Annotated in this window: 21 protein-coding genes; 12 read left to right on the top strand and 9 right to left on the bottom strand. The window is 68.0% G+C overall.

What is annotated here, in order from left to right; all coding sequences use genetic code 11:
- Positions 1-107: 107 nt before the first annotated feature.
- From ACZ52C_RS11745 to trxA, 5 genes are all read left to right on the top strand, one after another.
- The gene (locus ACZ52C_RS11745; protein WP_469074548.1) at positions 108-1,835 is read left to right on the top strand and encodes a protein kinase family protein; all 1,728 of its coding nucleotides are present in this window, start codon (positions 108-110) and stop codon (positions 1,833-1,835) included.
- Positions 1,836-1,860: 25 nt separating this feature from the next.
- Entirely contained in the window at positions 1,861-2,574 is a 714-nt protein-coding gene (gene sigM, locus ACZ52C_RS11740; protein WP_469074547.1) for an RNA polymerase sigma factor SigM, read from the top strand.
- Positions 2,571-3,458: an anti-sigma factor family protein gene (locus ACZ52C_RS11735; RefSeq protein ID WP_469074546.1), complete on the top strand. Its 888-nt coding sequence runs from the start codon at positions 2,571-2,573 to the stop codon at positions 3,456-3,458. The genes sigM and ACZ52C_RS11735 overlap by 4 nt, the downstream gene beginning before the upstream one ends.
- A 174-nt stretch (positions 3,459-3,632) precedes the next feature.
- Positions 3,633-4,604: a thioredoxin-disulfide reductase gene (gene trxB / locus ACZ52C_RS11730; RefSeq protein ID WP_469074545.1), complete on the top strand. Its 972-nt coding sequence runs from the start codon at positions 3,633-3,635 to the stop codon at positions 4,602-4,604.
- Positions 4,605-4,645: 41 nt separating this feature from the next.
- A complete protein-coding gene (gene trxA, locus ACZ52C_RS11725) occupies positions 4,646-4,978 on the top strand; it encodes a thioredoxin (RefSeq protein ID WP_469074544.1) in 333 nt (110 codons plus the stop codon).
- Between the two features lie 51 nt (positions 4,979-5,029).
- Here trxA and ACZ52C_RS11720 read toward each other — a convergent pair whose 3' ends face one another.
- From ACZ52C_RS11720 to rpmH, 9 genes are all read right to left on the bottom strand, one after another.
- Entirely contained in the window at positions 5,030-5,647 is a 618-nt protein-coding gene (locus ACZ52C_RS11720) for a GNAT family N-acetyltransferase (protein WP_469074543.1), read from the bottom strand.
- A gap of 322 nt (positions 5,648-5,969) precedes the next feature.
- On the bottom strand, positions 5,970-7,061 hold the full coding sequence (locus tag ACZ52C_RS11715) for a ParB/RepB/Spo0J family partition protein (protein WP_469074542.1): 1,092 nt from the start codon (positions 7,059-7,061) through the stop codon (positions 5,970-5,972).
- Positions 7,058-8,131 (bottom strand): ParA family protein, encoded by a 1,074-nt coding sequence (locus tag ACZ52C_RS11710; RefSeq protein ID WP_469074795.1) that lies wholly within the window; start codon positions 8,129-8,131, stop codon positions 7,058-7,060. The genes ACZ52C_RS11715 and ACZ52C_RS11710 overlap by 4 nt, the downstream gene beginning before the upstream one ends.
- A gap of 288 nt (positions 8,132-8,419) precedes the next feature.
- Positions 8,420-9,136 (bottom strand): 16S rRNA (guanine(527)-N(7))-methyltransferase RsmG, encoded by a 717-nt coding sequence (gene rsmG / locus ACZ52C_RS11705; protein WP_469074541.1) that lies wholly within the window; start codon positions 9,134-9,136, stop codon positions 8,420-8,422.
- Between the two features lie 115 nt (positions 9,137-9,251).
- The gene (locus tag ACZ52C_RS11700) at positions 9,252-9,764 is read right to left on the bottom strand and encodes a Jag family protein (RefSeq protein WP_469074540.1); all 513 of its coding nucleotides are present in this window, start codon (positions 9,762-9,764) and stop codon (positions 9,252-9,254) included.
- A gap of 15 nt (positions 9,765-9,779) precedes the next feature.
- A complete protein-coding gene (yidC, locus tag ACZ52C_RS11695; RefSeq protein WP_469074539.1) occupies positions 9,780-11,072 on the bottom strand; it encodes a membrane protein insertase YidC in 1,293 nt (430 codons plus the stop codon).
- Between the two features lie 3 nt (positions 11,073-11,075).
- Positions 11,076-11,429 carry a membrane protein insertion efficiency factor YidD gene (gene yidD / locus ACZ52C_RS11690; protein WP_086797709.1) on the bottom strand — a complete coding sequence of 118 codons (354 nt, stop codon included), beginning with the start codon at positions 11,427-11,429 and terminating at the stop codon, positions 11,076-11,078.
- The gene (gene rnpA / locus ACZ52C_RS11685; RefSeq protein WP_078853524.1) at positions 11,426-11,797 is read right to left on the bottom strand and encodes a ribonuclease P protein component; all 372 of its coding nucleotides are present in this window, start codon (positions 11,795-11,797) and stop codon (positions 11,426-11,428) included. Before rnpA ends, yidD begins: the two co-directional genes overlap by 4 nt.
- Positions 11,798-11,818: 21 nt before the next feature.
- Positions 11,819-11,956, bottom strand: a complete 138-nt coding sequence (rpmH, locus tag ACZ52C_RS11680; protein WP_005482975.1) for a 50S ribosomal protein L34 — start codon at positions 11,954-11,956, stop codon at positions 11,819-11,821.
- Between the two features lie 416 nt (positions 11,957-12,372).
- Here rpmH and dnaA point away from each other — a divergent pair, with 416 nt between their 5' ends.
- The 7 genes from dnaA (at position 12,373) to gyrA (ending at position 24,488) form a co-directional block, all read left to right on the top strand.
- A complete protein-coding gene (gene dnaA / locus ACZ52C_RS11675; protein WP_469074538.1) occupies positions 12,373-14,379 on the top strand; it encodes a chromosomal replication initiator protein DnaA in 2,007 nt (668 codons plus the stop codon).
- A 1,039-nt stretch (positions 14,380-15,418) separates the two neighbouring features.
- Positions 15,419-16,549: a DNA polymerase III subunit beta gene (gene dnaN / locus ACZ52C_RS11670; RefSeq protein WP_045558515.1), complete on the top strand. Its 1,131-nt coding sequence runs from the start codon at positions 15,419-15,421 to the stop codon at positions 16,547-16,549.
- A 211-nt stretch (positions 16,550-16,760) separates the two neighbouring features.
- The gene (gene gnd, locus ACZ52C_RS11665; RefSeq protein WP_469074537.1) at positions 16,761-17,636 is read left to right on the top strand and encodes a phosphogluconate dehydrogenase (NAD(+)-dependent, decarboxylating); all 876 of its coding nucleotides are present in this window, start codon (positions 16,761-16,763) and stop codon (positions 17,634-17,636) included.
- Between the two features lie 115 nt (positions 17,637-17,751).
- On the top strand, positions 17,752-18,876 hold the full coding sequence (recF, locus tag ACZ52C_RS11660) for a DNA replication/repair protein RecF (RefSeq protein WP_469074536.1): 1,125 nt from the start codon (positions 17,752-17,754) through the stop codon (positions 18,874-18,876).
- Positions 18,873-19,397 (top strand): DciA family protein, encoded by a 525-nt coding sequence (locus ACZ52C_RS11655; RefSeq protein WP_469074535.1) that lies wholly within the window; start codon positions 18,873-18,875, stop codon positions 19,395-19,397. The genes recF and ACZ52C_RS11655 overlap by 4 nt, the downstream gene beginning before the upstream one ends.
- Before the next feature lie 384 nt (positions 19,398-19,781).
- A complete protein-coding gene (gene gyrB, locus ACZ52C_RS11650) occupies positions 19,782-21,851 on the top strand; it encodes a DNA topoisomerase (ATP-hydrolyzing) subunit B (RefSeq protein WP_469074534.1) in 2,070 nt (689 codons plus the stop codon).
- Positions 21,852-21,893: 42 nt separating this feature from the next.
- Positions 21,894-24,488: a DNA gyrase subunit A gene (gyrA, locus tag ACZ52C_RS11645; RefSeq protein WP_469074533.1), complete on the top strand. Its 2,595-nt coding sequence runs from the start codon at positions 21,894-21,896 to the stop codon at positions 24,486-24,488.
- Positions 24,489-24,498 lie beyond the last annotated feature (10 nt).

The following is a 24,498-nucleotide window of genomic DNA, read 5'->3' as shown; positions in this document are numbered from 1 at the left end:
GCGCACAACCATCGTCCGCCGACGCGTGTCGCTCATAGCGGCGGACTGTGGGCACAATTGGCTTTGGCGTCTTGGAACGCTCAACGGATGGGGAGGCAGGGACGACGGTGGCGGAACGGAGCACGGCTGCCGTCGACGTGGCAGACAACAGCGGCGACGAGCCGCTGACCGCACAAGCGGACCAGTCCACGGCCGACGGGGAGGCCCAGAACCGGGAGCGGGACACGGAAAGCTCGGCGAGCGAAGAGGCCCAGGGGAGCGGCGGCATCGAGAGCCCCTCCAAGACGACACCGCCCGAACTGCACAGCGGTCACAAGCTCGCCAGGCGCTACCGCCTCGAAGAGTGCGTCACCCGTCTGGACGGTTTCAGCAGTTGGCGTGCCGTGGACGAGAAACTGCGCCGCGCGGTCGGGGTGCATGTGCTGCCCGCCGACCACGCGCGCGCTCGTTCCGTGCTGGCGGCGGCCCGCTCCTCGGCGCTGCTGGGTGATCCCCGCTTCGTCCAGGTGCTTGACGCGGTCGAGGAGAACGACCTCGTGTACGTGGTGCACGAATGGCTGCCCGACGCCACGGAACTGACGACGCTGCTGGCCTCCGGTCCGCTGGAGCCGCACGACGCGTACCAGATGGTCACGCAGATCTCCCATGCCATGGCCGCCGCGCACCGGGAAGGTCTCTCACATCTGCGGCTCAACCCGAGTGCCGTGCTGCGCTCCGCCGCCGGCCAGTGGCGCATTCGTGGTCTCGCGGTCAACGCCGCCCTGCGCGGCATCAGCTCGGACACCCCGCAGCGCACGGACACCGAGGCGATCGGCGCGCTGTTGTACGCGGCACTCACCCAGCGCTGGCCGTACGAGAACGACGCACACGGCCTCTCCGGACTCCCCAAGGACATCGGGCTCATCGCGCCCGACCAGGTCCGTGCGGGCGTCCACCGGGGACTGTCGGAGCTGGCCATGCGGGCCCTCGCCAACGACGGTGCCACGGCCTCCCGCCATGAGTCTCCGTGCACCACCCCGGAGGAACTGGTGAAGGCCATCGGCGAGATGCCCCGCATCCGCCCGCCGGAGCCCGCCTTCACCGCGCCCCCCGAGTACCAGCACACGTCGTACCAGCAGGGGACCTACGGTCGTCCGTCCCCCCACGCCGGCATCACGCAGCCCCTACAGACACCGCCTCCCCCGCTGCAGAGCAGGACCGGCAAGGCCCTCAAGTGGGCCGTCTCGGCACTGCTGATCGCCGCGCTCGGTCTCGGCAGCTGGCAGCTGGCCGACGCGCTCGTGGGCGGCGGCAGCCAGTCCAGCGAGCCGGACTCGACCCAGACGAGCGACGGCAACGACAAGGGCACCGACAAGGCCAAGCCCGTCACGACGCTCAGCATCAAGGGCGCCGCGGAGTACTACCCGGACGGGAAGGCTCAGCACCCGAGCGATGTGGGCCTGACCTACGACAGCAGCGGGTCGACATACTGGCGGACCTACTCCTTCAAGGGCGGGCCCACCCTGGCTCCGTACAAGCAGGGCGTCGGCATCGTCTACGACCTCGGCTCGGCCCAGGAGGTGTCAGCGGCCTCGATAGGGCTGTACTACCCCGGCGATCGCACGACGGCCACGCTCTACGCGGCCGACTCCTTGTCGTCGTCCGCTCCGCTCAGCTCCATGACGAAGATCGCCACCAACGGGACCACCGGGACGGAACTCAAGATCTCCGCCAAGAAGTCGGTGAAGACCCGGTACGTTCTCGTGTGGCTCACGGATGTGCCCAAGGCCAACGGCGATCAGTACAGCGACCCTGGCTACAAGCAGGCGATCACCGACGTGAAGTTCATGGGCTGAGAGTTCACCGACGGGAGGGGGTCCGATGGCGCACAGCGCTGACCACAGCGAGGCGAGCGATCAGGATCTCCTGGCCCGGCACGTGGAGGGGGACGCCGACGCCTTCAGCGAACTCGTGCGGCGGCACCGGGACCGCCTCTGGGCGGTGGCGCTGCGCACCCTGGGAGACCGCGAGGAAGCCGCCGACGCCGTCCAGGACGCCCTGGTGTCCGCCTACCGGGCCGCCCACACCTTCCGTGGCCAGTCGGCCGTCACGACCTGGCTGCACCGCATCACGGTGAACGCCTGCCTGGACCGCGCCCGCAAGGCGGCGTCCCGCAAGACGTCGCCCGTCGACGACACCGAGCGCCTGGAGCAGCTCCTGGAGCCGTACGAATCGGCGTCCGCTCCGGCCGAGCGCAATGATCTGCACCGCCAGCTGCTGGAGGCCCTGAGCACCCTGCCGAAGGACCAGCGGGCGGCGCTCGTCCTGGTGGACATGCAGGGTTACCCGGTGGCGGAGGCCGCACGCATCCTCGATGTGCCGACCGGCACGGTGAAGAGCCGCTGCGCCCGTGGCAGAGCCAGACTTCTGCCGCTCCTGACTCATCTCCGTGCGGAGGGCGAGGGGGAGGGCGGCAAAAAGTCGGGGCGCGGAAGGAACCGGGCGCAGGGGACATCCGTCCCACCCGCAGCGGGAGCACACGATGCAGGGCCAAGCGATTCAGCAGCTGTGAAGGGCGGAGGTGGGCGAGCGTGACATCCACGACCGACACGGCCGGGCACCCGGAGGTCACGGAGATCTCCGACCTCAGCGAGGGACTCCTTCCTCCTTCCCGCACTGCGGGCGTCCGTCAGCACCTGGCCGAATGCCCTCTCTGCTCCGACGTCTATGCCTCGCTGGAGGAGATCCGTGGTCTCCTCGGCACCCTGCCAGGGCCTCCCCGCATGCCCGACGACGTAGCGGGAAGGATCGACGCCGCTCTGGCCGCAGAGGCTCTGCTGAACGCCACGGGACCCACAAGCGAGGCGACCGACGAGCTCGCCGCTGCCTCGCGCATCGCTGCGAGCGAGAACGGCGCGCATGTTTCACGTGAAACATCGTCGGCCGCAGACCGCCCCGCCGGTCGTCCACGCGCGTCCACCGGCCCGGGCAGGACGAGTCAGAAGCGGCGCAACCGCCGCCGGACGGCCATCGGTGCCGTCTTCGCGATCGCCGCGCTGGGCCTCGGTGCTGTTCTCGTCCAGTCGCTCGGTGACGACGACAGCCCTCCGGCCAGTGCTTCCGAGACCTTCTCCGGCGTCAAGTTGGAGAAGCGGGTCGAAGACCTCCTGACCAAGACGGAGAGTGGAAGCACGGGCGATAAGGAGCCCTTCGGGACCGCGACGGCCCCGGACAAGGGCACCAAGACGTTCTTCGCCCCCGACGTGCCCGACTGCATCGCCAAGGGCATCGGGGACACCACGGGTGCGATCGCTTCCGAGCCGGGTACCTACCAGGGAGCCGACGCGTACCTCGTGCTGCTGCCCGACCGCTCCGACGACGCACGCGTCACCGCCTACGTCGTCGACGCCTCATGCTTGAAGAAGGCGTCGGATCCTGTCGGCGCCGTTCTCGTCAAACACGTTTACGCCCGTCCCTGAGCACTGTCTCCCGCGCTGAGCCACCTCCGGCATCTCCTGTGGCGGCGTCGCACCTCCGTGTGCCCGGACACACCGGGAATGCGCGCCCCTTAGGATCCGTTGGGTGGGGTGAGAGTTTCGAGAGCAGCTCCCACCGGCAGTACGCAGCAGTCTCCAGAGACGAGGAATCAAGCCGTGAGCGACGTCCGTAACGTGATCATCATCGGCTCCGGGCCCGCCGGCTACACGGCGGCGCTCTACACCGCGCGCGCGTCGCTGAAGCCGCTGGTGTTCGAGGGCGCCGTCACCGCAGGCGGCGCGCTGATGAACACCACCGATGTGGAGAACTTCCCGGGCTTCCGGGACGGCATCATGGGCCCCGACCTCATGGACAACATGCGGGCTCAGGCCGAGCGCTTCGGTGCGGAGCTCATTCCGGACGACATCGTCGACGTCGACCTGAGCGGCGAGATCAAGACCGTCACGGACACTGCGGGCACGGTGCACCGCGCCAGGGCCGTCATCGTCACCACGGGTTCCCAGCACCGCAAGCTCGGGCTCCCCAACGAGGACGCGCTCTCCGGCCGCGGTGTCTCCTGGTGCGCCACCTGTGACGGGTTCTTCTTCAAGGACCAGGACATCGCCGTGATCGGCGGCGGCGACACCGCCATGGAGGAGGCCACCTTCCTCTCGCGGTTCGCCAAGTCCGTGACCATCGTCCACCGCCGGGACACCCTGCGCGCCTCCAAGGCCATGCAGGAGCGTGCGTTCGCCGACCCGAAGATCTCCTTCGTCTGGGACAGCGAGGTCGCCGAGATCCAGGGCGACCAGAAGCTCGCCGGTCTGAAGCTGCGCAACCTCAAGACGGGCGAGACGTCCGAGCTGCCGGTGACCGGCCTGTTCATCGCGATCGGCCACGACCCGCGTACCGAGCTCTTCAAGGGTCAGCTCGACCTGGATGACGAGGGCTACCTGAAGGTGGAGGCCCCGTCGACCCGGACGAACCTGACCGGTGTCTTCGGCGCCGGCGACGTCGTCGACCACACCTACCGCCAGGCGATCACCGCGGCCGGCACCGGGTGCTCCGCCGCCCTCGACGCCGAGCGTTTCCTCGCCGCTCTCGCAGACGGCGACCAGGCCGCCGAGCCCGAGAAGACCACCGTCTGACCCCCGTCCGCCCCACCGCACCAACCAGTTAGGAGCCCTCAGTGGCCGGCACTCTGAAGAACGTGACCGACGACTCCTTCGAGCAGGACGTCCTCAAGAACGACAAGCCCGTCCTGGTGGACTTCTGGGCCGCCTGGTGCGGCCCGTGCCGCCAGATCGCGCCGTCCCTCGAAGCGATCTCCCAGGAGTACGGCGACAAGATCGAGATCGTCAAGCTCAACATCGACGAGAACCCGGCCACGGCTGCCAAGTACGGCGTCATGTCCATCCCGACGCTGAACGTCTACCAGGGTGGCGAGGTCGCCAAGACCATCGTCGGCGCCAAGCCCAAGGCCGCGATCGTGCGTGACCTCGAGGACTTCATCGCCGAGTGATGTTTCACGTGAAACACGAAAGGGCCGACCCTTAAGGGTCGGCCCTTTCGCTTAGAGCGGTCGCAGCACGGGCTCCTTCTGCACGGCTCCCAGAAGCCGATCCAGCGCCAGTTCGACATCCTCTTTCCAGGAGAGCGTCGTCCGCAGCTCCAGCCGCAGCCGAGGGTGGGCGGGGTGGGGCCGCACCGTCTTGAAGCCCACGGCCGTCAGATGGTCGGCGGGAAGCACACACGCCGGTTCCTTCCAGTTGGCGTCCCCGAAGGCCTCGATCGCCTTGAAGCCCCGCCTCAGCAGATCCTTGGCCACCGTCTGAACCATCACACGACCCAACCCCTGACCCTGGTAGCCCGGCATGATGAAGGCCGTCATCAACTGGACGGCGTCAGGGGAGACCGGGCTCGTGGGGAAAGCCGTGGAGCGGGGCACATAGGCCGGAGGCGCGTACATCACGAAGCCCACCGGTACCTCGTCCACGTAGACGACCCGACCACAGGACCCCCAGTCCAGCAGGACGGCTGAGATCCATGCTTCCTTCTCAAGAGCGGGAGTGCCCGCCTTTACCGCGGCTTCGCCGCTGACTGGGTCCAACTCCCAGAAGACACACGAGCGACAGCGCTTGGGAAGGTCCTGAAGGTTGTCCAGCGTGAGCGGTACGAGCCGACGCCCCATGAAGGCTGATCCTCGCTTCCCTCGCCCGCAGCGTCGCGAGCGGCTGTCAGAGCGCTCCGCTCCCTGAGCAGACTGCCGACGAATCCGCCGACGGCACCCAGTCCCAGGCCTGCGGTCACCAGTCCGGAACGGCTCACGGTTCGCATGGCCCGCCTCTCCACAAAGATCCGCCAGGTCGATGCGCCATACCCGAACGCATCGTATCCACGATGCGATTACCTAGATACCGCCCCACAGCAAAGAGCGGGCTGTGTCCGTTGTATACCGGACACAGCCCGCTCATGCGGTCGACGAGCCGAAGGCCGTCCTGCGAATCAGAGGGTCAGGCCTCCGACTCCTCCGAGTCGTCGTCCAGGAGACTCCGCTGCAGAGCGAGCTTCTCGCCGGGAGCGAGCGTGCTCAGGATCCGCTCCAGGTCCTCCGTGGAGGCGAACTCCACGGTGATCTTGCCCTTCTTCTGCCCCAGGTCGATCTTCACACGCGTCTCGAAGCGATCCGAGAGTCGGGTCGCGAGCTCGCCGAGCGCCGGGGACGGCACGGAGCCGGCCCGTGGGCCCTTGGACCGTGTGGCGCTCTTCGGTCGCGATCCCATCAGGGTGACGATCTCTTCGACCGCTCGCACCGAGAGGCCCTCGGCCACAATGCGGTGAGCCAGCTTGTCCTGCTCCTCCGAGTCCTCGACGGAGAGCAACGCCCGCGCGTGCCCGGCCGAGAGGACACCCGCTGCCACACGGCGCTGAACCGCCGCCGAAAGCTTCAGCAGACGCAGAGTGTTGGAGACCTGCGGGCGCGAGCGGCCGATTCGGTCGGCCAGCTGGTCATGCGTGCAGTGGAAGTCCTTGAGCAGCTGGTCGTACGCGAAGGCCTCTTCCAGCGGGTTCAGCTGGGCGCGGTGCAGGTTCTCGAGAAGCGCGTCCAGCAGAAGCTTCTCGTCGTCCGTCGCCCGTACGATCGCCGGGATCGCGTCGAGCTCTGCCTCATGGCAGGCGCGCCAGCGCCGCTCACCCATGATGAGCTCGTAGCGGGCGGGGCCCACCTGCCGTACGACGATGGGCTGGAGAAGGCCGACCTCCTTGATGGAGGTGACGAGTTCCTGGAGGAGATCCTCGTCGAACACCTCGCGGGGCTGGCGCGGGTTCGGGGTGATGGAGTCGAGAGGCAGCTCGGCGAAGTAGGCGCCGACAGGCGCCGCAGGCAGGTCGGCCGCGGCATTCGGCGACAGCTCCTCTGTTTCACGTGAAACAGGCGGGAGCGTGGCCAGCTTCGAAGCCGCCATCCCTCGTTCAGGGGTGAAGACAGACGGCGATGACGCGGCAGCGGGTGCAGCAGCCGTCGGTGCCTCCTTCTCGCCCGTCGCGGCCGCTGGGATCAGTGCGGCGAGACCACGGCCCAACCCCCTCCGTCGATCACTCACTGGATCCCCTCCACCACACTCGGATTGTTCTGAGCACCGATGTGCGCGTGCGTCGGGTCGTACCCGACGCCCACACCCCTCAGTGCGATTTCTCGTGCCGCCTCAAGATAGGAGAGGGCACCGCTCGATCCTGGATCGTAAGTCAGCACCGTCTGCCCATAGCTCGGCGCCTCGGAGATCCGGACCGAGCGGGGAATGCTCGTCCGCAACACCTCTTCGCCGAAGTGGGTGCGCACCTCGTCGGCAACCTGGGACGCCAGGCGGGTCCGGCCGTCGTACATGGTGAGCAGGATGGTCGACACATGGAGGACGGGGTTGAGGTGCCCCCGTACCAGGTCGACATTGCGAAGCAGCTGACCGAGGCCCTCCAGTGCGTAGTACTCGCACTGGATCGGGATGAGGACTTCCTGGCCGGCGACCAATGCGTTCACCGTCAGAAGACCGAGCGAAGGCGGGCAGTCGATGAGGATGTAGTCCAGGGGCTGCTCGTACGCCTGAATCGCTCGCTGCAGTCGGCTCTCTCGTGCCACCAGCGACACCAGCTCGATCTCCGCACCGGCGAGATCGATCGTGGCGGGGGCACAGAAGAGACCCTCGACATCGGGAACAGGCTGGACGACTTCCGACAGCGGCTTACTGTCGATCAGCACGTCATAGATGGACGGCACCTCGGCGTGGTGGTCGATACCGAGCGCGGTGGACGCGTTGCCCTGTGGATCTAGGTCGACCACGAGGACACGGGCACCGTGCAGAGCCAGCGAAGCGGCGAGGTTGACCGTCGTCGTGGTCTTTCCGACGCCGCCCTTCTGGTTGGCGACGACCATGACTCGGGTCTGCTCGGGCCGAGGCAGTCCCTCACCGGCGCGGCCCAGAGCCTCTACCGCCAGTTGGGCAGCACGACCGATGGGAGTGTCGTCCATCGGGGGCGGTGTTTCACGTGAAACATCCTCCCCCATCGACTCGGTACGGGGACCGGGGACCGGATCGGTCATCGGTCCCGCGATGTTGGCGTCGGACCGCAAGGATTCACTCTCCTCGACTTCAGGCTCGCAATGAACAGAGCCTCCCATGCCTTCGGGGTCGTGAACCAGTGAGGCCTGGTGTTCTGTGGAGAATTCCACCTCTGTGGAAAACTCCGTTACCTCTCCGAGTGACCCGAGAGGCTTCCGGTCGCGCGGTTCGGCCGCGGCGCGGCCACGACTGATGATGCCGTGCAGCAGTGAGCGACGTTTCACGTGAAACACGATGCCCAGCTGCACAGGCCGCGCCCGCGCGACACTCCGAGACGCATAGGTATGGAGGCTTGTGTGGAGTACGACTGATCGTCAGGACGGATCAGCGACCGTCCAGATCGATGCCTAGCGGCGACGCCGTACCCGTCCTGTCCGAGCCGCCTTCGCGCGCTTCGCCGCGAAACGCACACCACCCGGGCTCTCCCCGACCTCCACACGGACGACTGTGGACAGCGGATCGACGACCCCTTCGCCCACATGGTGGATGGACGTCTCCACAGCACCGAGCTTACTGAGGGCGGTGGCTGCGGCCTTCAGCTCCTCCTCCGCGGTGTCACCCTTGAGCGCCAGCATCTCTCCGTACGGGCGCAGCAGCGGAATGCCCCAGCCGGCCAGTCGGTCCAGTGGGGCCACCGCTCGCGCCGTCACCACATGGACCGGCTGCAGCGTCCCGAGGACTTCCTCGGCCCGGCCACGGACCACGGTCACATGGTCCAGGCCCAGAAGCTCGACCACCTCGGTCAAAAAGTTCGTGCGCCGCAGCAGAGGCTCCAGCAGCGTGATCTTCAGATCCTCCCGGACGAGGGCCAGCGGAATACCGGGCAGGCCGGCACCGGAACCGACATCGCACACCGTCACCCCCTCGGGCACGACCTCGGAGAGCACCGCGCAGTTCAGCAGATGCCTCTCCCACAGACGGGGTACCTCGCGCGGGCCGATAAGTCCGCGCTGCACTCCCGCCTCGGCCAGGAGCTCGGCGTATCGGACCGCGTCCGCGTAGCGATCTCCGAATACGTCGCGCGCCTGCTCGGGCGCAGGGGGGAGCTCCGCTGCCTCCGTCACGGGGACCGTCCTTCCGTACCGCAAGAGCGCACTGGGCGCTGACACCAGAACAACAGGCTGACAAAGTCCGGCCCCGCCTGCAGGCAGACGGGGCCGGAGAAGCGTGCGTACCGAATCAGGCAGGCAGGACGACGACGAAGCGCTGCGGCTCCTCGCCCTCGGACTCGCTGCGCAGACCGGCGGACTTGACCGCGTCGTGCACGACCTTGCGCTCGAAGGGCGTCATCGGCTGTAGCTTGATCGGCTCGCCGGTGCTCTTGGCCTCGGCCGCCGCCTTGGCACCCAGCTCGGAGAGCTCGGCGCGCTTTTTGGCCCGGTAGCCCGCGATGTCCAGCATCAGACGGCTGCGGTCGCCCGTCTCACGGTGCACGGCCAGGCGCGTGAGCTCCTGGAGAGCCTCGAGCACCTCGCCCTCGCGACCGACGAGCTTGCTGAGATCGCGGCTACCGGAGTCGCTGATGATCGAGACAGAGGCACGGTCGGCCTCGACGTCCATGTCGATGTCGCCGTCGAGGTCGGCGATGTCCAGCAGACCTTCCAGGTAGTCCGCCGCGATCTCACCCTCCTGCTCCAGGCGGGTGAGGGTGTCGCCACCCTCGGAGGCGGCGGAGGTGGTGCCTTCCGTCACGGGATGGACTCCTTCTTACTTCTTGGACGGGGACTTGGGGCGCTGCTGACCCTTGCGCTGACCGGACTGAGCCTTGCTGCGGCCGCCGGCACCGGGCTTGGGCGCGGCCTTCTTGGCAGCGGCCGCCGGCTTGGCGTCCTCTGGCTTGGCGTCCTCCGGCTCGTCCGACTTGGTCAGCGAGGTGGGCTCGGGCTTCGGCTCGATGTCGTCGGCGGCCTTCACACCACCGGACTGACGCTGGGCCTTGGACTGGCGCTTGGGCTGCTGACGCTTCGGGGTCGCCGACGTACCGTCCTCGGCCGTGGCGACGGCCGAGGCCTCGCTCTGGATCACGGTGCCGTCGCTCTGGGCCGCGAGGCCCTCCTTGCCCAGGCCGGTGATGAACTTCCGCTCGTACTCGTTGCGGTCACGGCCCTTGGCGACGATCGCCTTGACGATGGCGCGCTCACGACGGTTGCGGGTCTTGCCGTGCCGTGTGACGTGCTTGGCGAGGCGCTCCAGGTAGGCCGCCTGCGCCTTGGAACCCGGGGTCGGGTTGTTGTGGATGACGTACATCTGCTGGCCCATGGTCCACACGTTGGTGGTCAGCCAGTAGACGAGGACACCGACCGGGAAGTTGATGCCGAAGACGGCGAACATGATCGGGAAGACGTACATCAGCATCTTCTGCTGCTGCATGAACGGCGTCTTCACCGTGGTGTCGACGTTCTTCGTCATCAGCTGACGCTGCGTGTAGAACTGCGACGCCGACATCAGGACGATCATGATCGCGGTGACGATCCGGACCGTGGTGATCGAGGCGTCGAGCGCGGCGGCGTCAGCGGCGGAGTCCGTGAAGGTCGCGGCGAGGGGGGCACCGAAGATGTGCGCCTTCTGCGCGCTCTCCAGCAGGCTCTCGTTGATGACACCGATGGTGTCGTTGTTCGCGATGCTGTTGAGCACGTGGTACAGGGCGAAGAAGAACGGCGACTGCGCCAGGATGGGAAGGCACGAGGAGAGCGGGTTGGTGCCCGTCTCCTTGTACAGCTTCATCATCTCTTCGGACTGGCGCTGCTTGTCGTTCTTGTAGCGCTCCTGGATCTTCTTCATCTCGGGCTGCAGCGTCTGCATGGCCCGGGTCGCCTTGATCTGCTTCACGAAGAGCGGGATCAGACAGATACGGATCAGGATCACCAAGGACACGATGGACAGGCCCCAGGCCCAGCCGGTGTCAGGGCCGAAAAGGGCGCCGTACACCGCGTGGAACTGGACGATGACCCAGGAGACAGGTGTCGTGATGAAGCTGAAGAGGCTGGCAATCGTGTCCACTAATCATGCTCCTTGGGCATGGGACGGGGTCTCTGCGGCCGGGCCCGAGGAGACATGCCCCTCGGTGGCCGGTTCAGCGGCGGAGGTCCCGCCCTTGCGTGCACGCCAGGCGCCACGCAACATCTCGTGCCACCGTGGGCGCTTGCGCGGCGGGACGTGGTCCACACCGCCGAGCGACCACGGATTGCACCGCAGGATGCGCCAGGCGGTGAGTGCCGTTCCCTTGATCGCGCCGTGCCGGTCGATGGCCGTGTAGCCGTAGTGGGAGCACGACGGGTAGTACTTGCACACCGGGCCGAGCAGTGGACTGATCGTCCACTGGTACAGCTTGATCAGCGCCAGCAGCGGGTACTTCATCGTGCGCCCCCTCCCAGCAGCCGCCCTATGGCGGCATCCAGGTCTTGGGCCAGTTGTACGTGGTCGGCGTCACCCGCTCCGGGCAGCGCTCGTACGACTACCAGGCTACCGGGGGGAAACAGGGCGACTCGATCGCGCATCAGATGGCGAAGCCTGCGCTTCACCTTGTTGCGCACGACCGAACCACCGACGGCCTTGCTCACGACGAAACCCGCACGCGTCGGGGGAGCGCTCTCCCCAGGCGCGTGCGGGTCCGTGGCACCGCTACGTAGGTGAACGACGAGGAGAGGGCGGCCGGCCCGGCGTCCTCGTCGTACCGCGGTCGCGAAGTCCTCGCGCCGCCTCAGCCGATGCTCGGTAGGCAGCACGACGTCATGACCTGATCGGGATCAGGCGGACAGGCTGGCGCGACCCTTGCTGCGGCGGTTCGCGAGAATCGCGCGACCGGCACGGGTACGCATCCGCAGGCGGAAGCCGTGGGTCTTCGCGCGACGACGGTTGTTCGGCTGGAAGGTGCGCTTGCTCACTCGGGGGCTCCAGAAAGAAATCGGTGTTTGCGGGTGCCGTCCTGGCTGTCACCGTGCGCCCACGAGTAGCTCGCTCAACGCCCGAGTGCACCGCTGTCCGATCACCTGAAGTGACCTGTGCCCATCGGAGGCAGGCGGCAGCAGCCATCGACAACTCGACCTGGTTACGGTACGCGCGGCTACGCCATCCGGTCAAACCAGAGATCACCAGGAGACACTATCCACAGGCTGGGGACAACAACTTGAACCGTACCGGTCGCCGTGACTACCGTGACTGAACTCCGATTCATTCCCTTTCCTTTGGCTGTGGGGACCCGACCCGCCCACCAGCAGCTCGTTCCGAGTGCCCCACCCGAGTTCCAAACCGACCTGTCCCAGAACCACACGTTCGTGGGACCTGTGAGAGAGCGTGCCCTGTGGCTGACGTACCTGCCGATCTTGCCGCAGTGTGGCCACGCGTACTGGAAAAGCTCCTGGGTGAGGGCCAGGGCCAAGGCGTCGAGGTCAAGGACGAGCGCTGGATCAAGCGCTGCCAGCCCCTCGCCCTGGTCGCGGACACGGCACTTCTCGCCGTCCCGAACGAGTTCGCGAAGGGCGTACTAGAGGGCCGGCTCGCGCCGATCGTCAGCGAGACCCTGAGCCGGGAGTGCGGCCGTCCGATCCGTATCGCGATCACCGTCGACAGCTCCGTCGGCGAGCCCCCGCCCCCGCCGGTGCAGCACCGCTTCGACGAGGCCGAGCTCCCCTCCGTCCCGGCCCAGAACCGCGAGTCGTACGACGGCAGGGACGCGTACGACGGCCCGGGGCGCGAGGCGCGCGGCGGATACGAGAAGCAGGGCACGTACGACAACCCGAACGGATACGACAGCCAGGGGCGCGACCCCTACGAGGGGTACGGACGCCACCGGGCCGACGACCGCGGCCCGGGGCGTGGCGAACAGCTGGGCGGCGGTCCCGGCGACCTGCTGCCGCCCCCGCGCACGGACCAGATGCCCCCGGGCCGCTCGGACCAGCTTCCGACGGCGCGGCCCGCGTACCCGTCCGAGTACCAGCGGCCCGAGCCGGGTGCCTGGCCGCGGCCGTCGCAGGACGACTACGGCTGGCAGCAGCAGAGACTCGGGTTCCCCGAGCGGGACCCCTACGCTTCGCCGTCGTCGGACTACCGCTCGCAGCCGATGGACCGGCCACCGTACGACCAGCGCTCCGAGTACGACTCCGGGCGCCCCGACTACGACCGGCCCGGTGGCGACTCCGACTACCCGCGACCGGACCGGCGCAAGCTCCCCGAGCCGCCGCCCGGCTCAGGACACGTGCACCGGGGCGGGCCGGCCAGCAGTGCGCCCGGCCCGCTGGCGGCGCAGCCGGCGCCGGCCCCCGGACCGGGTGAGCCGACGGCCCGACTGAACCCGAAGTACCTCTTCGACACCTTCGTCATCGGCGCCTCGAACCGCTTCGCCCACGCGGCCGCGGTGGCGGTGGCCGAGGCGCCGGCCAAGGCGTACAACCCCCTCTTCATCTATGGGGAGTCGGGCCTCGGCAAGACGCACCTGCTGCACGCGATCGGGCACTACGCGCGCAGCCTCTACCCGGGCACGCGGGTGCGGTACGTGAGCTCGGAGGAGTTCACCAACGAGTTCATCAACTCGATCCGCGACGGCAAGGGCGACAGCTTCCGCAAGCGGTACCGCGAGATGGACATCCTGCTCGTCGACGACATCCAGTTCCTGGCGGACAAGGAGTCGACGCAGGAGGAGTTCTTCCACACCTTCAATACGCTCCACAACGCGAACAAGCAGATCGTGCTCTCCAGCGACCGGCCGCCCAAGCAGCTGGTGACCCTGGAGGACCGGCTGCGGAACCGTTTCGAGTGGGGTCTGATCACCGACGTCCAGCCGCCCGAGCTGGAGACGAGGATCGCGATCCTCCGTAAGAAGGCGGTGCAGGAGCAGCTCAACGCCCCGCCGGAGGTACTGGAGTTCATCGCCTCCCGAATCTCGCGCAACATCCGTGAGCTGGAGGGCGCGCTGATCCGGGTGACGGCGTTCGCGTCGCTCAACCGGCAGCCGGTGGATCTGGGACTGACCGAGATCGTCCTCAAGGACCTGATCCCGGGCGGCGAGAACGCGTCCCCGGAGATCACCGCCACCGCGATCATGGGCGCGACGGCCGACTACTTCGGGCTCACCGTCGAGGACCTGTGCGGTACCTCGCGCGGCCGGGCCCTCGTCACGGCCCGCCAGATCGCGATGTATCTGTGCCGCGAGCTGACCGACCTGTCGTTGCCCAAGATCGGCGCGCAGTTCGGCAACCGCGACCACACCACCGTCATGCACGCCGACCGCAAGATCCGCGCGCTCATGGCCGAGCGCCGGTCCATCTACAACCAGGTGACGGAGCTGACGAACCGCATCAAGAACGGCTGACGACACAGGCTGACGACACAGGGCCGACAGGGCCGTCGGACATCGGCCGCGGTACACCGTCGTACGTCGCCGAGGGCGCCCCGGGACGAGTTCCCGAGGGCGCCTTCGGCGTTCCCGGGCAGCCTCGACCGGGCTGCCGGACCGCTTCGATCCGGCTCTCGGGCCGCTTCCACACGTCCCTCGGGCCGTTTCCACCCGCCTTCTCGACGGCTTCGGCCCGCTGCGGGGCGGCCCAGGCCGTCGCCGTCCCGTCATCGCGTGTTCGATTACCTGCGACGTTACGGCCTTCCTCCACAGATTCGGGGACTTTCTCCCGTCCACACCCTGGGGACCGGGAAGTTATACAGATCGTGTCCACAGGGCGGGCTGTTGAGAGATCATCGGGCCAGGTCAACCGCCTGTGGATCCGTGGACGAAAGATCTCCACAGGCTGTGGACGAAGCGGGGATCCACAGACTGTGGACGGAGTTGTCCACCGACAGCCCACAGGCTCCGGCCGGTTGTCCCCAGTGATCGCCGGCTTCTCCACATGCCTGTCCACTGTTCGGCAAGGCCACGCGCCTCCTCACCGTGTCGAGTGAAAGGCGTCACACGAAGTTGCCTGGTTGGCCTGTGGGAAAGGTGGGTAAACCTGGGGACGCCGCTGGGGAGAAGTGCCCCGGGGCTGTGCACGGTGTGTGCAGAACTTTCCGTTCTCCACAGAGACCCCTGGTTGTCCACCGCCTCCGCCCACAGGCGCGGTGGACAAAATTTGCCTTCTGAGCTGCGAAAACGGGGTTATCCACGGTTTCCACAGGCCCTACTACTACTCCCAACTAGAGAGAGCTGGGAATCCGTTTCGAAGTGGGTCCTGTGCACAACTCGCTCTTGGCTGCCTGACCGCGCCTCGTCACGACTTGACCCCGAGAGGCTCCGAGTGTCAGTGGTGTGCGTCAGACTGGTCCCCGGTGTCCTTCCCGTCACAGGAGCCAGCGACACCGAGACAGACGACGAAGCCAGGCAGGGCGAGAAGCGCCGGCAACAGCAGGAGGCGGCAACAGTGAAGATCCGGGTGGAACGCGACGTACTCGCGGAGGCAGTTGCCTGGGCGGCGCGTAGCCTCCCGGCCCGTCCGCCGGCGCCGGTCCTCGCCGGCCTCCTTCTGAAGGCCGAGGAAGGCCAGCTGAGCCTCTCCAGCTTCGACTACGAGGTCTCCGCACGTGTGTCCGTCGAGGCCGAGGTCGACGAGGAGGGCACGGTGCTCGTCTCCGGCCGCCTTCTCGCCGACATCTGCCGCGCCCTCCCCAACCGCCCGGTGGAGATCTCCACAGACGGTGTACGGGCGACGGTGGTGTGCGGCTCCTCCCGGTTCACCCTCCACACACTGCCTGTGGAGGAGTACCCGTCGCTGCCGCAGATGCCGAACGCCACGGGCACCGTCCCGGGCGAGGTCTTCGCCTCCGCCGCCGCCCAGGTGGCCATCGCCGCGGGTCGCGACGACACCCTGCCCGTCCTCACCGGTGTGCGCATCGAGATCGAGGGCGACACGGTCACGCTGGCCTCCACCGACCGCTACCGCTTCGCGGTCCGCGAGTTCCTGTGGAAGCCGGAGAACCCCGAGGCGTCCGCGGTGGCCCTGGTGCCCGCCAAGACGCTCCTGGACACCGCCAAGGCCCTCACGAGCGGCGACAGCGTCATCCTGGCGCTCTCCGGCTCGGGCTCCGGCGAGGGCCTGATCGGTTTCGAGGGCGCGGGCCGGCGCACCACCACGCGACTGCTGGAGGGCGACCTCCCGAAGTACCGCACGCTGTTCCCGACGGAGTTCAACAGCGTGGCCGTCATCGAGACCGCCCCCTTCGTCGAGGCCGTCAAGCGTGTCGCCCTGGTCGCCGAGCGGAACACCCCGGTGCGGCTGAGCTTCGAGCAGGGCGTGCTGATCCTGGAGGCCGGCTCCAGCGACGACGCACAGGCTGTGGAGAGGGTCGACGCCCAGCTGGACGGTGACGACATCTCGATCGCCTTCAACCCGACCTTCCTGCTGGACGGCCTGAGCGCCATCGACTCCCCGGTGGCCCAGCTGTCGTTCACGACGTCCACCAAGCCCGCGCTGCTCAGCGGCAAGCCTGCGGTGGACGCCGAGGCGGACGAGGCCTACAAGTACCTGATCATGCCGGTGCGGCTCAGCGGCTGACCGGCCGGGCACCGCCGGGGCAGAGCCGCGGAGGTTGTCCACAGCGCTGTGGGGCCCGGTGGATCACCGGGCCCTCGGCACGAAGCCGCAGGTAGGGGTGTACTTATGAGCGGGTATGCCCACAGGTGTGCGTGAGCGTCCGGGTTTAGGCTCGTGCGTGGGTACGCAGTTCAGGTGCCCTCCTGCCACGTCGCAACCTAAGGAACAACTGATGGAGCTCGGTCTCGTCGGCCTCGGCAAGATGGGCGGCAACATGCGCGAGCGGATACGCCGCGCGGGCCACACCGTCATCGGATACGACCGGAACCCGGATCTCGCCGATGTCCACAGCCTCGAAGAGCTTGTGGGCAAGCTCGCGGGCCCGCGGGTCGTGTGGGTGATGGTCCCTGCCGGTGCCGCCACCCAGTCGACCGTCGACGAGCTGGCCGAGCTGCTGGAGCCCGGTGACGTCGTCGTCGACGGCGGCAACTCCCGCTGGACCGACGACGAGAGGCACGCCGAGGAACTGGCGGCCAAGGGCATCGGCTTCGTCGACTGCGGTGTCTCCGGCGGCGTCTGGGGCCTGGAGAACGGCTACGCGCTGATGTACGGCGGCGACGCGGAGAACGTCGCCAAGGTACGACCGGTGTTCGACGCGCTGAAGCCCGAGGGCGACCTCGGCGCGGTGCACGCCGGCAAGGTCGGCGCCGGGCACTTCGCGAAGATGGTCCACAACGGCATCGAGTACGCGATGATGCAGGCCTATGCCGAGGGCTGGGAGCTCCTGGAGAAGGTCGACTCGGTGACGGACGTCCGCGAGGTGTTCCGTTCCTGGCAGGAGGGCACGGTCATCCGCTCCTGGCTCCTCGACCTGGCGGTGAACGCCCTCGACGAGGACGAGCACCTGGACGGTCTGAGGGGCTTCGCGCAGGACTCCGGCGAGGGCCGGTGGACCGTGGAGGCCGCCATCGACCACGCCGTGCCGCTGCCCGCGATCACGGCCTCCCTCTTCGCGCGGTTCGCGTCGCGCCAGGAGGACTCGCCGCAGATGAAGATGATCGCGGCGCTGCGGAACCAGTTCGGCGGCCACGCGGTCGAGAAGAAGTAACCCACGGAAGCGCCGCACGGCACAGAAGACGACAGCACACACACTACGGTCGACGAGTAGTCGTCCACAGGGCCGCACGGTGGTCCACAACCCTGGGGGAGGTCGGCACCCGACCATGCACGTCACGCACCTGTCGCTGGCCGACTTCCGCTCGTACGCCCGGGTCGAGGTCCCGCTCGACCCGGGCGTCACCGCGTTCGTGGGCCCCAACGGGCAGGGCAAGACCAACCTGGTCGAGGCCGTCGGCTATCTCGCGACCCTCGGCAGCCACCGGGTCTCGTCGGACGCGCCCCTGGTCCGCATGGGCGCCGACCGCGCGGTGATCCGGGCACAGGTGCGGCAGGGCGAACGGCAGCAGCTGGTCGAGCTGGAGCTGAACCCCGGCAAGGCCAACCGGGCCCGCATCAACAGGTCCTCGCAGGTCAGGCCGCGCGATGTGCTCGGCATCGTGCGGACGGTGCTGTTCGCGCCGGAGGACCTCGCGCTGGTCAAGGGCGACCCCGGTGAGCGGCGCCGCTTCCTCGACGAACTGATCACCGCGCGGGCCCCGCGCATGGCCGGGGTGCGTTCCGACTACGAGCGCGTCCTCAAGCAGCGCAACACCCTCCTCAAGACGGCCGCGTTGGCCCGTCGGCACGGCGGCCGTTCCATGGACCTGTCCACGCTCGACGTCTGGGACCAGCACCTCGCGCGCGTGGGCGCCGAGCTGCTCGCCCAGCGCCTCGATCTGGTCGCCGCGATCCAGCCGCTCGCCGACAAGGCCTACGAGCAGCTGGCACCTGGCGGCGGCCCGATCGCACTGGAGTACAAACCCTCCTCGCCCGGCCTCGTCGGGCACGCGCGCGAGGAGCTGTACGAGCAGCTGACGGCGGCCCTCACGGAGAGCCGCAAGCAGGAGATCGAGCGGGGCGTCACGCTCGTCGGACCCCATCGGGACGATGTGACCCTCAAGCTCGGTCCGCTGCCGGCCAAGGGCTACGCCTCCCACGGCGAGTCCTGGTCGTACGCCCTGGCGCTCCGGCTCGCCTCCTACGACCTGCTGCGCGCCGAGGGCAACGAGCCGGTGCTGGTCCTCGACGACGTCTTCGCCGAGCTGGACACCCGGCGGCGGGAGCGTCTGGCGGAGCTGGTCGCGCCGGGCGAGCAGGTCCTGGTGACCGCCGCGGTCGACGACGACGTACCGGACGTACTGACGGGGACGCGGTACACCGTGTCCGACGGGACGGTGGAGCGCGTATGAGCGGATCCGAGGGAACACCCGAGCCCTCCGGTGTGGACCTCGCGCGCGTGGCGCTGCGCGCCGCGAAGGAGGCCGCACGCGCGCGTGGCGAAGCCACCCAGCAGCAGAAGCAGGCACGGCGGGGCGGTGGGCTGCGCTCCGGCGCGCGTGCCGACGGCCGCGACCCCATGCCGCTCGGGCCGGCCATCAACCGGCTGATCACCGAGCGCGGCTGGGAGGCGCCCGCTGCGGTGGGCGGTGTGATGGGGCGTTGGCCGCAGATCGTCGGCGAGAAGCTCGCCGCTCAGTGCGTACCGCTCAAGTACGACGAGGACGAGCGCGTCCTGATCGTGCAGTGCGAGTCCCCGGTGTGGGCGACCGAGGTGCGCCGGCTCGCGCCGAACCTGGTCGCCCGGCTCAACGAGGATCTGGGACACGGCACGGTCCGGCAGATCAGGGTGCAGATGCCCGGCGGCGCTCCTCGCCGCTACGGCCCGTTGCGGGCGCCCCGAAGCAGCGGGTCCGGCGACTTCTACGAGTGACCGTAGTCACACCCAAAAGCCTCGTCGGGGAGCCTTCCGGTATCGGGCGCCCATGCCTCGCGCTCCGCTGTGGACCTTCGCATGCGGATGCGAACGGCGACCTGACCCGGGAGTAGCAAAGGGTTGACACCCGGAAGCGCTGAGTGCCGCTGTGAGCCTCTTGGAGCCCCGCTCCGCATATGGGGAGTCGGGAGAGACCGGTTCAGGGCGGCACATGCGGACTCAGGTACCGGCAAACCCCCATCACTGTCGGCGCTACCGGTAGACTGGAAGCTAATCCCGCCCCATTCGTGGGGACCGCTTCGGAAACACTGTGCAACGCTGACAAAGGCTTCCACCGCAACATGCCGCAGCCGCTCCGGCGAACCCGCCAAGAGCCTGGCTGTGCTGTGCCAGAAAGGGCGCTTCGTGGCCGATTCCGGCAACCCCAACGAGAACATCCCGTCCACCGAGGCCCTGGCCGGAACGGCCGAGGCCTCACCCTCGGCGTACGACGCCAGTGCCATCACCGTCCTCGAAGGGCTGGACGCGGTCCGCAAGCGGCCCGGCATGTACATCGGCTCGACCGGTGAGCGCGGCCTGCACCACCTCGTGCAGGAGGTCGTGGACAACTCCGTCGACGAGGCCCTGGCCGGCCACGCGGACACCATCGACGTGACGATCCTGCCCGACGGCGGTGTCCGGGTCGTCGACAACGGCCGCGGCATCCCGGTGGGCATCGTCCCGTCCGAGGGCAAGCCGGCCGTCGAGGTCGTGCTGACCGTCCTGCACGCGGGCGGCAAGTTCGGCGGCGGCGGCTACGCGGTCTCCGGCGGTCTGCACGGCGTCGGCGTCTCCGTGGTGAACGCCCTGTCGACGAAGGTCGCCGTCGAGGTCAAGACCGACGGGTACCGCTGGACGCAGGACTACAAGCTGGGTGTCCCGACCGCCCCGCTCGCCCAGCACGAGGCCACGGAGGAGCACGGCACCTCGGTCACCTTCTGGGCCGACCCGGACATCTTCGAGACCACCCACTACTCCTTCGAGACGCTCTCGCGGCGCTTCCAGGAGATGGCGTTCCTCAACAAGGGTCTGCGGATCAACCTCACCGACGAGCGCGAGTCGGCGAAGGCCACCGCCGGGGCGGACGAGGCCGGTGAGGACGAGAAGCACGAGGTCAAGACCGTCTCGTACCACTACGAGGGCGGCATCGTCGACTTCGTGAAGCACCTCAACTCCCGCAAGGGCGACGTGGTGCACCCCTCCGTCATCGACTTCGAGGCCGAGGACAAGGACAAGCTCCTGTCCGTCGAGGTCGCGATGCAGTGGAACAGCGGTTACAGCGAGGGTGTGTACTCCTTCGCCAACATCATCCACACGCACGAGGGCGGGACGCACGAAGAGGGCTTCCGCGCCGCGATGACCGGTCTGATCAACCGCTACGCGCGTGACAAGAAGCTGCTCCGCGAGAAGGACGACAACCTCACGGGTGACGACATCCGCGAGGGTCTGACCGCGATCATCTCGATCAAGCTGAGCGAGCCGCAGTTCGAGGGCCAGACCAAGACCAAGCTGGGCAACACGGAGGCCAAGACCTTCGTGCAGAAGGTCGTCCACGAGCACCTGACGGACTGGCTCGACCGCAACCCGGTCGAGGCCGCGGACATCATCCGCAAGTCCATCCAGGCGGCCACCGCGCGCGTGGCGGCCCGCAAGGCGCGTGACCTGACCCGCCGCAAGGGCCTGCTGGAGACGGCGTCGCTGCCGGGCAAGCTGAGCGACTGCCAGTCGAACGACCCCATCAAGTGCGAGATCTTCATCGTCGAGGGTGACTCCGCCGGCGGCTCGGCCAAGTCCGGCCGCAACCCGCAGTACCAGGCGATCCTCCCGATCCGAGGCAAGATCCTCAACGTCGAGAAGGCGCGGATCGACAAGATCCTGCAGAACCAGGAGATCCAGGCGCTGATCTCCGCCTTCGGCACCGGGGTCCACGAGGACTTCGACATCGAGAAGCTCCGCTATCACAAGATCATCCTCATGGCGGACGCCGACGTCGACGGCCAGCACATCAACACCCTGCTGCTGACCTTCCTCTTCCGCTTCATGCGCCCGCTGGTCGAGGCAGGGCACGTCTTCCTGTCGCGTCCGCCGCTCTACAAGATCAAGTGGGGCCGGGACGACTTCGAGTACGCGTACTCGGACCGTGAGCGCGACGCCCTGATCGAGCTCGGCCGGCAGAACGGCAAGCGCGTCCGGGAGGACTCGATCCAGCGCTTCAAGGGTCTCGGCGAGATGAACGCCGAGGAACTGCGCATCACGACCATGGACCAGGACCACCGCGTCCTCGGCCAGGTCACGCTGGACGACGCCGCCCAGGCCGACGAGCTGTTCTCGGTGCTCATGGGTGAAGACGTCGAGGCCCGGCGCCAGTTCATCCAGCGCAACGCCAAGGACGTCCGCTTCCTCGACATCTGAGTCGGTCTCAGCTGACCGCACCAGGAAGGATCCCCACCAGCAATGGCCGACGAGAACCCCACCGTCACGCCTGACGACGCCGGCGAGACGACCGTGCGCATCGAGCCCGTCGGGCTCGAGACGGAGATGCAGCGCTCGTACCTGGACTACGCGATGTCCGTCATCGTGTCCCGCGCGCTGCCCGACGTCCGCGACGGTCTCAAGCCCGTCCACCGTCGTGTCCTGTACGCCATGTACGACGGCGGCTACCGGCCCGAGAAGGGCTTCTACAAGTGCGCCCGCGTCGTCGGCGACGTCATGGGCAACTACCACCCGCACGGCGACTCCTCGATCTACGACGCGCTGGTCCGCCTCGCGCAGCCGTGGTCGATGCGGATGCCGCTGGTGGACTCCAACGGCAACTTCGGCTCGCCGGGCAACGACCCGGCGGCGGCCATGCGCTACACCGAGTGCAAGATGGCGCCGCTGTCGATGGAGATGGTCCGGGACATCGACGAGGACACCGTCGACTTCACGGACAACTACGACGGCCGCTCCCAGGAGCCGACCGTCCTTCCGGCCCGCTTCCCGAACCTGCTGATCAACGGCTCGGCGGGCATCGCGGTCGGCATGGCGACCAACATCCCGCCGCACAACCTCCGCGAGGTCGCGGCCGGCGCCCAGTGGTACCTGGAGAACCCCGAGGCCTCCCACGAGGACCTCCTGGACGCGCTGATCGAGCGCATCAAGGGCCCCGACTTCCCGACCGGTGCCCTGGTGGTCGGCCGCAAGGGCATCGAGGAGGCGTACCGCACGGGCCGCGGCTCCATCACGATGCGCGCGGTCGTCGAGGTCGAGGAGATCCAGAACCGCCAGTGCCTGGTGGTCACGGAGCTGCCCTACCAGGTCAACCCGGACAACCTCGCGCAGAAGATCGCCGACCTCGTGAAGGACGGCAAGATCGGCGGCATCGCGGACGTCCGCGACGAGACGTCGTCCCGTACGGGTCAGCGCCTGGTCATCGTGCTGAAGCGCGACGCGGTCGCCAAGGTCGTGCTGAACAACCTGTACAAGCACACCGACCTGCAGACCAACTTCGGCGCCAACATGCTGGCCCTGGTCGACGGTGTGCCGCGCACCCTCTCCCTGGACGCGTTCATCCGCCACTGGGTGACGCACCAGATCGAGGTCATCGTCCGCCGGACGAAGTTCCGGCTGCGCAAGGCCGAGGAGCGCGCGCACATCCTGCGCGGCCTGCTGAAGGCCCTGGACGCCATCGACGAGGTCATCGCGCTGATCCGGCGCAGCGACACCGTCGACATCGCGCGCACGGGCCTGATGGACCTCCTGGAGATCGACGAGATCCAGGCGAACGCCATCCTCGAGATGCAGCTTCGCCGTCTGGCCGCCCTGGAACGCCAGAAGATCATCCAGGAGCACGACGAACTCCAGGCCAAGATCCGCGAGTACAACGCGATCCTCGCCTCGCCCGTGCGGCAGCGCGGGATCGTCAGCGCGGAACTCGCCGCGATCGTCGAGAAGTACGGCGACGACCGCAAGACGATGCTGGTCCCCTACGACGGCGACATGTCCATCGAGGACCTCATCGCCGAGGAGGACATCGTCGTCACCGTCTCGCGCGGCGGCTACGTCAAGCGGACCAAGACGGTCGACTACCGGGCGCAGAAGCGCGGCGGCAAGGGCGTCCGCGGCACGAAGCTCAAGGAAGACGACATCGTCGACCACTTCTTCGTGTCCACGACCCACCACTGGCTGCTGTTCTTCACCAACAAGGGCCGCGTCTACCGGGCCAAGGCCTACGAGTTGCCGGACGCCGGGCGTGACGCGCGTGGACAGCACGTCGCCAACCTGCTGGCGTTCCAGCCGGACGAGGCGATCGCCGAGATCCTCGCGATCCGCGACTACGAGGCCACGCCGTACCTGGTGCTCGCCACCAAGGGCGGTCTTGTGAAGAAGACGCCTCTGAAGGATTACGATTCGCCCCGTTCCGGCGGCGTCATCGCGATCAACCTCCGTGAGAAGGAGGACGGTTCCGATGACGAACTGATCGGAGCCGAACTCGTATCGGCAGAGGACGACATCCTTCTGATCAGCAAGAAGGCACAGTCGATCCGCTTCACGGCGACGGACGAGGCGCTGCGGCCCATGGGCCGTGCCACCTCGGGTGTCAAGGGCATGAGTTTCCGTGAGGGGGACGAGCTGCTCTCGATGAATGTTGTTCGACCCGGTACGTTCGTGTTCACTGCCACAGACGGCGGGTACGCGAAGCGGACCGCCGTCGACGAGTACCGCGTCCAGGGTCGCGGCGGCCTCGGCATCAAGGCCGCCAAGATCGTCGAGGACCGCGGTTCGCTCGTCGGCGCGCTGGTGGTCGAGGAGACCGACGAGATCCTCGCCATCACGCTGTCGGGCGGTGTGATTCGTACGCGAGTCAACGAGATCAGGGAAACCGGCCGTGACACCATGGGCGTCCAACTGATCAACCTGGGCAAGCGCGATGCCGTGGTCGGCATCGCTCGGAACGCCGAGGCGGGGCGGGAGGCGGAGGAGGTCGACGGCGACGATGCCGTCGACGAGACCGCCGAGACCGTCGCGACGACCGGTACGGACGAGGGTGAGGCGCCCTCGTCCGAGTAGCACGAGGAGT

The organism is Streptomyces sp. NPDC034049, assembly GCF_055575575.1.
Note: the sequence above shows the minus strand (reverse complement) of the source record. Positions and strands in the feature narration are given on the sequence as shown.